Genomic DNA, 13,609 nt, shown 5'->3' with positions numbered 1-13,609 from the left:
ACGTGATTGATGATGTTCTGCTCGAAGCAGAAGACAAAATGGACAGCGCCATCGAAGTGGCGAAGGAAGACTTCGGCAATATTCGCACTGGACGCGCCAACGTCGGCATGTTCCAGCAGATCATGGTGGACTATTACGGCGCACCCACACCGATGCAACAGCTGGCCTCGTTTCAGATTCCCGAGGCGCGCACCGTCCTGATCTCTCCTTATGATCGCAATTCGACCGCAGAGATCATGCGCGCTATCCGCGAATCTGACCTGGGTGTCAACCCCTCGGACGACGGCAACGTCATCCGTGTGGTGCTGCCATCGCTCACCGAGGAGCGTCGCCGCGACTATGTCAAGCAGGCTAAGACCAAGGCTGAAGAAGCTCGCGTGTCCGTGCGCGCTGTGCGACGCAAGGCCATGGATCAGCTCAACAAGATGAAGAAAGACGGAGACGCTGGGGAAGACGAGATCGAACGCGCGGAAAAGTCTTTGGAAAACACGACCCGCGAACACGTCAGCCAGATCGACGAGCTTCTCGAATCGAAGGAAAGCGAACTGCTGACGATCTGATGGCACACGCCTCGACACGCACCATCATCACACAGGTTTTTCGTCCAGGGCCCACCCAGGATCACAAACCTCTGTCAGTGTCCGGACGCGCCGGACGTAACCTTCCAGCTGCGATCGCGACGGCAATCGTCCTCATCACGATTGTCGGCGTAGCTGTCGCTATTGGCCGGTGGGCCGTCACCGCAGTCGTATGCGTGATGTCCTTGGTCGCCATCTGGGAACTGGCCGCTGCTGTGCGCCGTGACGGCATTATCGTCCCGACTGCACCCCTGTATGTCGGTGCTGTTGCGATGATCGTCTGCGCCCGCCAGGGCGGGATTGGAGTAAGCGCCGGAATTCTGGCTCTGACTGTTGCCATCGCCAGCGCATGGCGTCTGCTCGACCCCGACGGTGACCGCCCGCACGGACGAGACCTCGTCTACACGGCTTTTATCGCCGTATACGTACCGTTCTTTGCCTCATTCGTTGCCACAATGATCTCGGGTCAGTCTTGGCGCTGGGTTCTGGTGATGTACCTGGCGGTGACCTGCTCGAACGATCTGGGCGGCTGGGCCTGCGGTGTTCTCGTCGGCCGTCACCCGATGGCTCCGCGCATCTCTCCCAAGAAGTCGTGGGAAGGTTTTATTGGTTCGGTCGCCATGTGTATGGCTGTGGCAGCGTGTTTCATTGTGCCTCTCGGCGGACGCTGGTGGTGGGGTCTGGTTGTGGGTCCGCTCATTGCTGTGGCTGCCACCGTGGGTGATCTGACCGAATCCATGCTCAAACGCGACGTGGGACTGAAGGATATGTCGGGTATCCTGCCAGGCCACGGCGGAATGATGGATCGCCTCGATTCAGTGCTGATGTGCGCCCCGGTCTTCACGTTCATTGTCAGCTATGCATTGCCGGGGACACTGCTATGAGCACCCGAGAAGTACGCCCCACCGATCAGGCACCGGAAGGCGCGACGCATCCTGATGCCAAGCCGGTCCTGTCTTTCACCGCGCGCCGTCGCGGCAAGGCGCCGCGTCACCTCGTTGACCTGGACCTTGCTGAACGTAAGGAAGCTGTGGCAGCGGTTGGTATTCCTGCGTTCAGAGCCGATCAGCTGTCGCGCCACTATTTTGAGCACATGCTCGGTGACACTGCGCAGATGACGGATCTTCCTGCATCACTGCGTCCGAAGCTGGGGGAGGAACTCTTCCCGAAGCTCCTGACGGAAGTCACAGCGCAGCACGCTGACAAGGGCCAGACGATTAAGACTCTGTGGGAGCTTTTCGACGGCGCCCGCGTCGAATCGGTTCTCATGCGCTACCCTCACCGCACGACGCTGTGCCTGTCTTCTCAGGCCGGCTGCGGGATGGCGTGCCCGTTCTGCGCGACCGGGCAGATGGGGCTGACACGCAACCTATCCACCGGTGAGATGGTCGAACAGGTGCGCGTCGCCCGCTTGGCATGTGCCCGAGGCGACATTGGTGATGGGCCGACACACCTGACTAACGTCGTTTTCATGGGGATGGGGGAGCCGCTTGCCAACTGGCGTCACCTGGTGGGCACGCTGCACCGACTCGTGCGCGATGTGCCTAAGGGATTCGGCATGTCCGCCCGTAACATCACCGTCTCAACTGTCGGCCTGGTTCCTGCGATCGACAAGCTGTCAGGCTTGGGAATCCCGGTGACACTGGCAGTGTCCCTGCATGCACCCGACGATGACCTGCGCGATGACCTCATTCCGATTAATTCACGCTGGAAGGTCGGTGAACTCCTGGATGCTGCGAGGCGGTATTTCATGGCGACCGGCAGGCGCGTGTCAATCGAATACGCGTTGATTCGCGATATGAACGATCAGCCGTGGCGCGCGCAGCTCCTCGCTGATGAGCTCAATAAACGAGGGCGCACGTGGGCCCATGTCAATCCCATTCCGCTTAACCCCACGCCCGGGTCCATCTGGACGGCATCGACACAATCCGCCCAAAATGAATTTGTTGACACGTTACGTCGTGCAGGGATTTCGACCACGATACGTGATACACGTGGATCCGACATTGATGGGGCGTGTGGTCAACTCGCAACCGCCGTCGAGAAGGTAAGCTCATCTCGTAAGAAGCGGCCCGTCCCGGTTCACATCGAACGCAGGAGTGAGAATGAGTGACTCTTTTCCGAAAGTGAGTGTCTTCAAGCGCGGTTACGACCCGAAGCTCGTTGACGAATTCTTCACCGAAGCGCGCAGTGCTTACGAGGGCGGTGTTCCTGCAGAACAATTCAGCGCCGAGCAAGTCCGCCAGGCGACCTTCCTGCTCAAACGCGGCGGATACGCGTGTGAAGCAGTGGATGCTGCGATGAGCCGTCTGGAAGATGCGTTCATTCAGCGTGACCGTGCCGACCATATTGCCGTCAACGGCGAATCCGCTTGGTATGAACGCGTGGCAGACCGTGCAACGACTCTGTACCCCCGCATGCTTCGCCCACGAGGGGAGCGCTTCTCCCATCCTGCATCCGGCCGAGGCTACAACGCACAGGAAGTGGACGATCTTCTGGACCGCTTGGCTGACTATTTCGATGACCGCGGTGAAGTCACTGTCGAGGACGTACGCCTGGCAACGTTCCGTGATGCAAAAGGCACGAAGGCCTATTCTGAAGGGCCTGTGGATGCCTACCTGGGGCGCGCCGTTGAGATCCTCCTCGCTGTCAACTGATGCACACCGATCCTTTTGTGCGCGATGTCGTAATCCTCGGGTCCACCGGGTCGATCGGCACGCAGGCCCTTGATGTCATCGAACGCCACGAAGAGGCGTTCCGGGTGCGCGCGCTGGCAGCAGGTGGCAGCAACATTGACCTGTTCGCCCGTCAAATCAGGTATTTTCGCCCCGAACGCGTCGCCCTCGCCCAGCCCGTAGCACACCAGCTTGCCGCTGCCTTGGACGAGATGGGTACTGCGCGTCCAGACATTGCCGAGGGCGCCGACGCCGTCGCACAGCTTGCCGGAGCTTACCCCAAGGCCACAGTCCTCAACGGGATCACAGGCCAAGCCGGCCTGGAATCCACACTGGCCGCGCTGACCGCCGGATCCACGTTGGCACTGGCTAACAAAGAGTCCCTCGTTGTCGGTGGCTCCCTCGTCCGGAAAGCAATGCAGCGCCCCGGGCAGATCATTCCCGTCGACTCGGAGCATTGCGCGATCGCACAGGCCCTCAGCTCGGGGATCCATGAGAAGGGTCTGACGGCGCCGCGAGTGACCGGCCGAAGCGAAGTTGCCGAACTGGTGCTCACCGCCTCAGGAGGCCCATTCCGCGGGCGCACCCGCGCTGAACTGGCACACGTCACCGCGCAGCAGGCTCTGGCTCACCCGACGTGGGCAATGGGGCCGGTGGTGACGATTAACTCATCAACCTTGATGAACAAGGGGCTGGAGCTGATTGAGGCGCATCTGCTTTTCGATATAGCGCCTGAAAGCATTATTCCCGTCGTTCACCCACAGTCGATCGTGCACTCGATGGTGACGTGGCGTGATGGCGCCACCATTGCTCAGGCCAGTCCGCCTGATATGCGCCTGCCGATCGGCTGGGCACTGTCGTACCCGGAAAGGCTAGGCGACATCGCCCAGCCGCTGACGTGGTCAGCATCGCAGTCGTGGACCTTTGAACCCGTTGATTCTGATAAGTTCCCCGCCCTTGACCTGGCTCGCCAGGCCGTGGCCGCTTCACCGACGCACCCGGCCGTATTAAACGCCGCCAATGAAGTCATGGTCGATGCATTCTTGCACGGCCAGGTGCGGTGGCTCGACATTGTGGACACTGTAGGGGCTGTCCTTGACGCACACGAGGGCGTCAGCGATCCAACACTGGATGATATCCATGAGGCCGAACGGTGGGCTGCTGACCGTGCCCGTGCCGTAGCGGGTCTGGGATCTGAACGAGGGGACCACTAGTGGCGGGAGCCGTTGGCATTATCGTCGTCATCATTGGGCTTCTGCTCTCGGTTGCCTTGCACGAGATCGGTCACATGGTGCCAGCCAAACGCTTTGGAGCTGCCGTCAGTGAGTATTCCGTTGGTTTCGGGCCGGTAATCGCTCAACGCACCTGGCACGGTACGCGCTACGTGATTCGGTGGATTCTGCTGGGAGGCTACGTGCGCATCCTGGGCATGCTGGCTCCCGCGCGTTCCGGCACACGCACGCACCGCGGCTCGAAGCTTACTTTGGCCGAACAGGCACGTCGCCAGTCCGCCGAGGAAATGATTGACGAGGGTGCAACCGGCATTCCGTTTTATCAGCTGTCCGTGCCGCAGAAGATCACCGTCATGATGGGCGGACCGGTTATGAACCTGCTGATCAGTGCTGTTCTGACGGCAGTGGGACTGATCGGAATTGGCATTCCGACCGCATCCCTGGCACTGGCGGACGCGCCACAGACCATCACGATGCGCGACGGGGAAGAATTCCCCGGCCCTGCCTATCAGGCCGGCATCCGCGCAGGCGACACGGTGCGTTCCTGGGGTGACACGTCGGTTCACCAGTGGGATGATCTGGTCGACGCGATCGCGCACACAGGATCTGAACCCACCGCCGTGACAATTGAACGCGACGGCGTGGAGCAGACGATGACCGTGACGGCCCACCAGGTGTCTGATGGCTCGTATATCACCGGAATTGTTGCCGGGGTGGAGCGACGCTCAGCTCAGGTTTCAACCGTGGGCAGTGTGTGGGCACAGATGGGTATCGGCACAGCGGCAATTGTGGTCAAGCTCCCTGTGGCAGTGTGGAATGTCGTGGAGTCGCTTTTCACGGGCAAGGACCGTGGCGAGGACTCTGTCATGTCTGTTGTGGGGGTGGGTCGCGTCGCGGCTGAAGTCTCCTCCAGCGCAGCGCACGACGCACAATCAGGTGGAACGGATTTTGCCGGTGCTGCCGGAACGCTGCTGATGCTGCTTGCTTCACTGAATATGGCGTTGTTCGTGTTCAATCTGATTCCGCTGCTACCGCTGGACGGCGGCCACATCGCAGGCGCCCTGTTCGAGGGGACCCGTCGCATGTGGGCGCGCCTTCGCAATCGTCCAGATCCCGGACCGGTTGATACGGCGCGTATGTTGCCGGTGACCTACGCTGTGATGCTGATTCTGGTGGTTATGACGATTGTGCTGGTGATTGCCGACATTGTTGTCCCTGTCACGTTGCCCCTGTGAGATCGTCGTTAATCGCTGCCAACTGCCATGCTTCGGGAGATAATGAGCCCATGAGCCAGCCAATTGCATTGGGAATGCCCTCCACTGCGGATGTGGGATTTCCTCGGAAGAAGACTCGTCGCATCCACGTAGGGTCAGTCCCTGTGGGGGGCGGCGCGCCGATTTCTGTTCAGTCCATGACCACCACGAAGACGCATGACATCGGGGCGACACTTCAGCAGATCGCGGAGCTGACTGCAGCTGGGTGCGACATTGTGCGTGTGGCATGTCCGACTGATAAGGACGCTGCTGCACTCAAAGTAATCGCGCAGCAATCCACCATCCCTGTTATTGCGGACATCCATTTCCAGCCCAAGTACGTGTTCGCGGCGATCGAGGCGGGATGTGGGGCAGTACGTGTCAATCCAGGCAATATTCGTCGGTTCGACGATCAGATCGAGGCCATCACTCAGGCTGCTACAGAACACGGGACCTCGATCCGCATCGGTGTCAACGCCGGCTCGCTGGACAAACGTATGTATGAAAAGTTCGGCGGCCCAACCGCTGAAGCTTTGGCTGAATCAGCTGTCTGGGAAGCCTCGCTGTTTGAACAATACGACTTCCACGACTTCAAGATTTCTGTCAAGCACCACGATCCTGTCACGATGATCCGTGCCTATGAGCTCTTGTCCGAACGAGGGGACTGGCCGCTCCACTTGGGTGTCACGGAAGCTGGACCGGCCTTCCAGGGCACCATCAAGTCGGCTACCGCCTTTGGCGCCCTGTTGCGTGAGGGCATCGGTGACACGATCCGCGTGTCCTTGTCGGCACCGCCCGTCGAGGAAGTCAAGGTTGGCATTCAGATTCTGCAGTCAATGGGGCTGCGCGAGCGCACACTGGAAATCGTGTCATGCCCGTCATGCGGCCGCGCGCAGGTCGATGTGTATTCCCTGGCCAACAGTGTGACTGAGGGGCTGAAGGATTTGACGGTTCCCCTGCGCGTCGCCGTCATGGGATGCGTCGTGAACGGACCAGGTGAAGCACGCGAAGCCGACTTGGGTGTGGCATCCGGCAACGGGAAAGGCAAGATCTTCATCAAGGGTGAAGTGGTCGAAACAGTGCCGGAAGATCAGATTGTTGAAACACTGATTCGCCGCGCAAACCTGCTCGCCGAAGAAATGGGCCTTGAAGAAGGCGACGGTCACGTCGAGGTCATCCCTGCCGGAGCACGGTGATCACCGTGAGGTGCGCGTCGAGCGGGGATATTGTGTACCGTTGAAAGATAGCCTGGAAGTGCGGAAGGGAGCGGCTCGTGGGTAGTAATCGCCTGGGTCGAACCGTGACAGGTTATGCGCTCTTGGTGCCCAGTTTGATCGGTGTGCTCGTTTTCCTTCTGGCACCCATCGGCATTGTGATCTGGCTGAGCTTTCAGCGCTGGGATTTGATCGCACCGCGCCAATTCGTCGGATTCGACAACTGGGTATCTGTCCTTACCGGACCTGACCTGGTGAACTCCCTGATCGTCACTGCACTCCTGGTGCTGTTAGTAATTCCCATTCAGACACTCCTCGGCCTGCTGATGGCTGCTCTCATGGTGAAAGGACTACCAGGCTCGGGAGTGTTCCGCGTTATCTACGTCATCCCGTGGGTGTGTGCGCCACTGGCTCTGGGCATCGTGTGGAAGTGGATTTTTGCCCCCACCGGCGGTGCCCTGAACGCACTGATCGGCACCCGGGTCGAATGGCTGACCGATCCGACGTTAGCCCTGCCAGCAGTCGCATTCGTATCCATCTGGTCCCAGGTCGGCTACGTCGCCCTGTTTTTTATGGCCGGTCTGGCAGCGATCCCAGAAGACATCATTGAGGCAGCGCGCGTCGATGGAGCATCCGACACGCGCATCTTCTGGTCAATCAAGGTGCCCCTCATCCGCCCGACGATGTTCTTCGTACTGGTTACGTCCACCATTTCCGTCTTCCAAATGTTCGACCAGATTTTCGCGCTGACCGAGGGCGGCCCGGCCAAGCGGACAGAGGTACTGTCCTACCGGATCTACAACCTGGCGTTCACGAATTTTGATCTGGGCAGAGCGTCGGTGACGGCGTTGGTTCTCTTCGTCATCCTGGTGGCAATCACGCTGATTCAGAATCGCTACTTTTCCCGGAGGATGACCTATGAGTACTCCTAGGAAGCGTGGCGTTGCCGCGGTGTGGACGAACACCCTTGTCTACGCAATCTTGGTCATCGGTGCGCTTCTGGTTCTGGCACCGTTCGCGTTGTCTGTCATGACGTCGTTGAAGACACCAAGGCAGTTCGCTACCTCGTCGCCTCTTGAACCTCCCGCACCGCCGACTCTGGACAACTTCACGAACCTGTTTGCAGGTGGAACGAAGGTCGACTTCAGCCGCGCCTTCGGCGTGACGTTCGCCGTCGTGATAGTTGTCCTTGTGGGCCAACTTCTTTTTTCCATCATGGCCGCCTATGCTTTCGCGCGTATCAGTTTTCCTGGTCGTGACGCCGTCTTCTGGGTGTATCTGGCTACGCTCATGGTGCCGCAGGTCGTCACGATCGTTCCGCTGTATCTGATGATGGCGCAAAGTGGGCTGCGCAATACGTTCTGGGCATTGGTGCTGCCGTATGTCTTCGGCTCCCCGTATGCGATCTTCCTGCTTCGTGAGTATTTCCGCTCCATTCCTCAGGACCTGATCGACGCAGCGCGCCTCGATGGTGCTGGAACTATCCGAGTATTGACTCGGATTGTCGTGCCTATGTCCCGCCCGATTATCGCAACTCTTGCGTTGATCACGGTAGTGACGCACTGGAACAACTTCATGTGGCCGTTGATTGTGACAACCGGCCAGGACTGGGCAGTGATCACCGTGGCGACCTCGAGCCTGCAGTCCCAATACACCAATAACTGGACGCTGGTCATGGCTGCCACCACGATTGCAATGGCACCGTTGATCCTCATATTTGCGCTCTTCAATCGTCGTATTGTCGATTCCATTGCGATCACGAGCTTTAAGTAGACCCCACCACAACACGAAAGGATGAAGCGATGACACATCTGCGAAAGCCGCTTCTTGCAGGAGTTCTGGGCATGGCATTGGCTCTGGCTGCCTGCAGCTCAGGAGGATCCGGTCAAAGCGGCGAAAGCGGGGGGACCGCTTCGAATTCAGGAGCTGCCACCACTGTGACCTTGAGGCTGTGGGACGAGGGGGCCGCCGGCGCCTACGAAGAATCACTCGCTGCATTTCACGACCAGAATCCTGACATAGCTGTGGAGATATCCGTCGTCCCGTGGAGCGACTACTTCACCAAGTTGCGCACGGATATCGCTGCCGGCTCGATGGATGACCTGTTCTGGATTAACAACTCGTCCTACACGTCCTACGCCAAGAGCGGCAACATGGTCAATATCGACGAGGCATTGGGCGCCGAAGCGCGCGACCAGTGGGATGCCAATGTTGTCAAGGCCTTCACCCTCGATGACACACTGTGGGGCGTGCCGCAGCTGTCGGATGCTGGAATTGCGCTGTACTACAACAAGACTCTCCTCGATGAAGCTGGCGTGACACCGGACGACCTCGCCAATGCGAAATGGTCACCGCAGGGCGGCGACGACACGCTGATCGACTTGCTCAAGAAGCTCACGAAGGATAACAGCGGCAACACTGCTGACTCAGCTGACTTCAACGCAGATTCGATCAGCCAGTACGGCTACAACGCGGCTCAGGATCTCCAGGCAATCATGCTGCCCTTTATTGGCTCCAACGGCGGCACGTTCCAGAACGGTGACCAATTCACCTTCTCTGACGCCAGGACCACACAGGCCATGCAGTACGTTGTCGACCTGATTACCAAGGAACACGTGGCTCCCTCGGCAGCCGATACGAACATGGACGGAGAATTCACTCGTAACCAGTTCCTCCAGGGCAACATGGCGATCTTCCAGTCCGGCCTGTACAACTTGGCCACCATTGCGGAAAGTGCCGATTTTGAGTGGGGGACAGCGCTTCTGCCGGAGGGTCCCGCAGGCCGTGTCTCTGTCACCAACGGCATCGTCGTTGCGGGCAACGCGAAGAGTGAGAACCCCGAGGCTGTTGCCGAGGTTCTGGAGTGGCTCGGTTCCCAGGAAGGCAACGAATATATCGGAAAGAACGGCACGAATCTGCCTGCGGTCACAGCGGCGCAGCAGGTCTACTTCGATTTCTGGAAGGACAAGGGGATCGACATTCAACCGTTCTTCGACGTTGTCGCCGATGGTGCGCCCACCATTGATCCGCCTGTAGGCGACAACTTCACGGCCGCGTCAGCCGCGTACACCGAAGTCCTTAACGAGGTCTTTCAGGGACGCGTTCCCGTCGCTGAGGGTATGAAGACAGCGGACGAGAAGGCGAACGCCGCCATGAACGGCGAATAAGACGTCTACCGCTTGCGCGGCCGTGAGGCAGTCGGTGCCTTACGGCCGCGTTTCAGTTGCGCCCCACCATTGGTTGATGCCTGAATCCACCGCATGCACGTCGATGGCCTGCAGTTCCTCGTCGCTGAAGTCAGTGGCATCGAGTGCTCCGAGAGAATTCGACAATTGCTCCACGCTGGAAGCTCCGACCAATGCGGTGGTCACGGTGCGCGCTCCCTGATCTCGCAGCACCCACGCGATAGCCATTTGAGCCAGATCCTGTCCACGCTCATGAGCTATATCGTTGAGGGCGCGAATGTGATCGAGCGTCTCATCGGTGAAGAATTCGCGCGAAACTTTACCCACGCCGAGCCGTGAATTCTCAGGAATGCCGTCCAGGTACTTGTCGGTGAGCATTCCCTGCGCCAGAGGAGAAAACGCGATGACGCCCATCTTCTGTTCAGCGGCAGTATCCAGCAGCGAGGGCTCGCCTTCTTCAACCCATCTGTTCAGCATCGAATACGACGGCTGATGAATCACGAGGGGAACGCCGAGTTCACGCATGATCGACTGCGCCTGAATGGTTGCGTGCGCGCTGTAGGACGAAATCCCGACGTAGCGTGCTTTGCCCGATGCCACAGCATCACGCAGCGCCATCATCGATTCTTCCAGGCGCGTTTCACCTTCAGGACGATGGTGGTAGAAGATGTCCACGTAATCGAGCCCCATACGGGTCAATGACTCATCCAGAGATGACAACAAGTAGTTGCGGGAGCCGCCCTGGCCATAGGGACCTTCCCACATCTCCCATCCCGCTTTCGTTGAAATGACGAGCTCGTGGCGATGTGCCCGCAAATCCTTCGCGAAGATCCTCCCGAAGTTCTCTTCCGTGCTCCCCGCTGGCGGACCGTAGTTATTGGCTATGTCGAAATGGTAAATACCGTGATCGAATGCGAAGCGAATAATGTCACGCTGTGTCTGGAACGGGCGGTCGTCACCGAAGTTGTGCCACAGTCCCAGTGCAATGCGAGGGAGCTGCAAACCTGAGTCCGCGCAACGCGCGGTCGGCATGGTCGAATAACGGTCCGTCGAAGGCAGCCAGGGAGTACCGGTTGGAAGAAAATTCATCATGGTTCTATTGTCTCGCGCTGCTGGTCGCCTCGCGTGGATTCCGACATCTCAGGGACAGGATCTGACAGGAAGCGCAGTGGTGAACTAATCTGGAAGACGTGCTGAAAACTATGTCATCTTTCTTTGTCCGCACGTTGCGTGAAGATCCCGCCGACGCGGAAGTCACCTCTCATAAGCTCCTGGTGCGCGCTGGTTACATTCGACGTGCCGCACCCGGTATCTACACGTGGCTCCCGTTGGGCCTGCGAGTGGTGCGCAAGGTGGAGCAGGTTGTGCGTGAGGAAATGGACAGGATCGGTGCGCAGGAAGTGCTGTTCCCAGCTCTGCTTCCAGCCGACCCGTACAAGCAGTCCCACCGCTGGGAGGAATACGGCCCTACGCTCTTCAAGCTGCGTGACCGCAAAGAGGGGGACTATCTGCTTGCCCCCACTCACGAAGAGATGTTTACCCTGCTGGTCAAGGATATGTACTCCTCGTACAAAGATCTTCCCGTCACGCTGTACCAGATTCAGACCAAGTACCGTGACGAGGCTCGTCCTCGCGCCGGTCTGATCCGCGGACGCGAATTTATCATGAAAGATGCGTACTCTTTCGACCTTGACGATGACGGGCTGGATGCCTCCTACGACCTGGAACGTTCGGCATACGAAGCGATCTTCAAACGTCTGGACCTTGAATACGTCATCTGTTCGGCAATGTCCGGCGCAATGGGCGGATCACGCTCTGAAGAGTTCCTGCATCCGTGCACGATTGGCGAAGATACATTTGTGCGCTCTGCAGGTGGGTATGCGGCCAACGCGGAAGCTGTCAAGACACCGGCACCGGACCCGCTGCCAATCGAAGGTCAGCGCCAGGCAGTTGTCTATCCGACGCCGGATTCCACGACGATCGACGCGCTCGTGACGTTCGCGAACGACGAGCATCCGCGTGAGGATCGCCTGTGGGAAGCATCCGACACATTGAAGAACGTGGTAGTGGCGTTGACGCATCCTGACGACACGCGTGAAGTCGTGGTGATCGGTGTGCCAGGTGACCGAGAAGTCGATATGAAGCGCCTAGAGGCCGCTGTTTCACCGGCGCGCGTAGAGATCGCGACCGGCGAGGATCTGGCGCAGCATCCGGAGCTGGTCGCCGGTTACATCGGCCCTGACGTCCTGGGCCCCAATGCACGGGGCATTGAACACCCTGTGCGCTACCTGCTCGATCCGCGCATCGTGGATGGCACCTCGTGGATCACAGGCGCCAATGAGGTCGAACGGCACGTCTTTGGCCTTGTCAAGGGGCGTGACTTTACTGCAGATGGCTGGATCGAAGCGGCCGAGGTACGCGAGGGCGACCCCGCACCTGACGGCTCCGGTCCGTTGCACCTGGAACGCGGCATCGAAATCGGCCATATTTTCCAGTTGGGACGCAAGTACGCCGAGGCGTTGGGCCTGACCGTTCTGGATGAGAACGGCAAATCCCGCATCGTCACGATGGGCTCCTACGGTATCGGCGTGTCTCGCGTGATGGCGGCCTTGGCTGAATCGACCAGCGATGAGAAGGGCTTGTCATGGCCCGCACACATCGCACCCTTCGATGTTCATGTCCTCGCCACGGGCAAGGGCGAGGAGATCTTCACGACGGCGCGCGATTTGGCCACTCAGTTGGATGCTGCAGGTCTCGATGTGCTCTACGATGACCGTCCGAAGATGTCGGCAGGTGTCAAGTTTGCTGACAGTGAGTTGATCGGCATTCCGATCACCCTCGTCGTTGGGCGTGGCCTGACTGACGGTGTCGTGGAAATCCGTACGAGAGCGACAGGTGAGCGCCATGAAGTTCCCGTGGACGAAGCGCTCATGCGTGTCAGTGAACTTCATCAAGACCTAATGAATCAGGGGCAATAATGGCAATTCGTGACATTCGCATAATCGGAGATCCCATCCTGCGTACGCCGTGTGAGGAGATCACGACGATTGATGACCACGTGAAGATGCTGGTCGAAGATTTGCTTGAGGGCGTTGATATGGAGGGGCGTGCGGGTCTCGCGGCCAACCAGATCGGCGTTGGTCTGCGTGCGTTCTCGTGGAACATCGATGGGGAAGTGGGCTACATCCTGAACCCCCGGATCGTCGAGTTGTCCAAGGACGAATATCAGGATGGCGATGAGGGTTGTCTGTCAGTTCCTGACTTGTTCTTCCCAACTGAGCGTGCCTGGTATGCCCGTGCCGAGGGGATTGACCTGGATGGCAAGCCGGTTGTCGTCGAAGGCGAGGAGCTGATGGGTCGGTGTATTCAACACGAATGCGACCACCTGGACGGCAAGATTTACATTGATCGCCTTGACCGCAAGAACCGTAAGGAAGCGATGCGCGCGATCCGCAAGATGGGTCTGTAGCTG

General features: G+C 59.0%; 13 protein-coding genes. 12 read left to right on the top strand and 1 reads right to left on the bottom strand.

Annotated features, from left to right (window positions below):
• The first annotated feature begins 2 nt into the window (after positions 1-2).
• The 10 genes from frr (at position 3) to AC1EJZ_RS05720 (ending at position 10,119) form a co-directional block, all read left to right on the top strand.
• Positions 3-560, top strand: a complete 558-nt coding sequence (gene frr / locus AC1EJZ_RS05765; RefSeq protein ID WP_058236723.1) for a ribosome recycling factor — start codon at positions 3-5, stop codon at positions 558-560.
• The gene (locus AC1EJZ_RS05760) at positions 560-1,462 is read left to right on the top strand and encodes a phosphatidate cytidylyltransferase (protein WP_058236724.1); all 903 of its coding nucleotides are present in this window, start codon (positions 560-562) and stop codon (positions 1,460-1,462) included. The genes frr and AC1EJZ_RS05760 overlap by 1 nt, the downstream gene beginning before the upstream one ends.
• Positions 1,459-2,691, top strand: coding sequence for a dual-specificity RNA methyltransferase RlmN (gene rlmN, locus AC1EJZ_RS05755; RefSeq protein WP_058236725.1), 1,233 nt, complete (start codon positions 1,459-1,461; stop codon positions 2,689-2,691). Before AC1EJZ_RS05760 ends, rlmN begins: the two co-directional genes overlap by 4 nt.
• A complete protein-coding gene (locus AC1EJZ_RS05750; protein ID WP_058236726.1) occupies positions 2,684-3,235 on the top strand; it encodes a DivIVA domain-containing protein in 552 nt (183 codons plus the stop codon). The genes rlmN and AC1EJZ_RS05750 overlap by 8 nt, the downstream gene beginning before the upstream one ends.
• A complete protein-coding gene (dxr, locus tag AC1EJZ_RS05745) occupies positions 3,235-4,467 on the top strand; it encodes a 1-deoxy-D-xylulose-5-phosphate reductoisomerase (RefSeq protein ID WP_480294177.1) in 1,233 nt (410 codons plus the stop codon). Before AC1EJZ_RS05750 ends, dxr begins: the two co-directional genes overlap by 1 nt.
• Positions 4,467-5,720 carry a M50 family metallopeptidase gene (locus tag AC1EJZ_RS05740; protein ID WP_480294176.1) on the top strand — a complete coding sequence of 418 codons (1,254 nt, stop codon included), beginning with the start codon at positions 4,467-4,469 and terminating at the stop codon, positions 5,718-5,720. Before dxr ends, AC1EJZ_RS05740 begins: the two co-directional genes overlap by 1 nt.
• Before the next feature lie 50 nt (positions 5,721-5,770).
• The gene (gene ispG / locus AC1EJZ_RS05735; RefSeq protein ID WP_070727237.1) at positions 5,771-6,934 is read left to right on the top strand and encodes a flavodoxin-dependent (E)-4-hydroxy-3-methylbut-2-enyl-diphosphate synthase; all 1,164 of its coding nucleotides are present in this window, start codon (positions 5,771-5,773) and stop codon (positions 6,932-6,934) included.
• A gap of 77 nt (positions 6,935-7,011) precedes the next feature.
• Positions 7,012-7,884 (top strand): carbohydrate ABC transporter permease, encoded by an 873-nt coding sequence (locus tag AC1EJZ_RS05730; protein ID WP_480294175.1) that lies wholly within the window; start codon positions 7,012-7,014, stop codon positions 7,882-7,884.
• Positions 7,871-8,725, top strand: coding sequence for a carbohydrate ABC transporter permease (locus tag AC1EJZ_RS05725; protein WP_070727240.1), 855 nt, complete (start codon positions 7,871-7,873; stop codon positions 8,723-8,725). The genes AC1EJZ_RS05730 and AC1EJZ_RS05725 overlap by 14 nt, the downstream gene beginning before the upstream one ends.
• 29 nt (positions 8,726-8,754) lie before the next feature.
• Positions 8,755-10,119, top strand: a complete 1,365-nt coding sequence (locus AC1EJZ_RS05720) for an ABC transporter substrate-binding protein (protein WP_480294174.1) — start codon at positions 8,755-8,757, stop codon at positions 10,117-10,119.
• A 39-nt stretch (positions 10,120-10,158) separates the two neighbouring features.
• Here the strand turns inward: AC1EJZ_RS05720 and AC1EJZ_RS05715 are convergent, their stop codons facing one another.
• Positions 10,159-11,229 (bottom strand): aldo/keto reductase, encoded by a 1,071-nt coding sequence (locus AC1EJZ_RS05715; RefSeq protein WP_058236731.1) that lies wholly within the window; start codon positions 11,227-11,229, stop codon positions 10,159-10,161.
• Positions 11,230-11,339: 110 nt separating this feature from the next.
• Here AC1EJZ_RS05715 and AC1EJZ_RS05710 point away from each other — a divergent pair, with 110 nt between their 5' ends.
• The gene (locus AC1EJZ_RS05710) at positions 11,340-13,115 is read left to right on the top strand and encodes a proline--tRNA ligase (protein WP_480294291.1); all 1,776 of its coding nucleotides are present in this window, start codon (positions 11,340-11,342) and stop codon (positions 13,113-13,115) included.
• The gene (def, locus tag AC1EJZ_RS05705; RefSeq protein WP_070727246.1) at positions 13,115-13,606 is read left to right on the top strand and encodes a peptide deformylase; all 492 of its coding nucleotides are present in this window, start codon (positions 13,115-13,117) and stop codon (positions 13,604-13,606) included. The genes AC1EJZ_RS05710 and def overlap by 1 nt, the downstream gene beginning before the upstream one ends.
• Positions 13,607-13,609: the final 3 nt, after the last annotated feature.

It is taken from the genome of Pauljensenia sp. C0170B5 (assembly GCF_056590195.1).
Note: the sequence above shows the minus strand (reverse complement) of the source record. Positions and strands in the feature narration are given on the sequence as shown.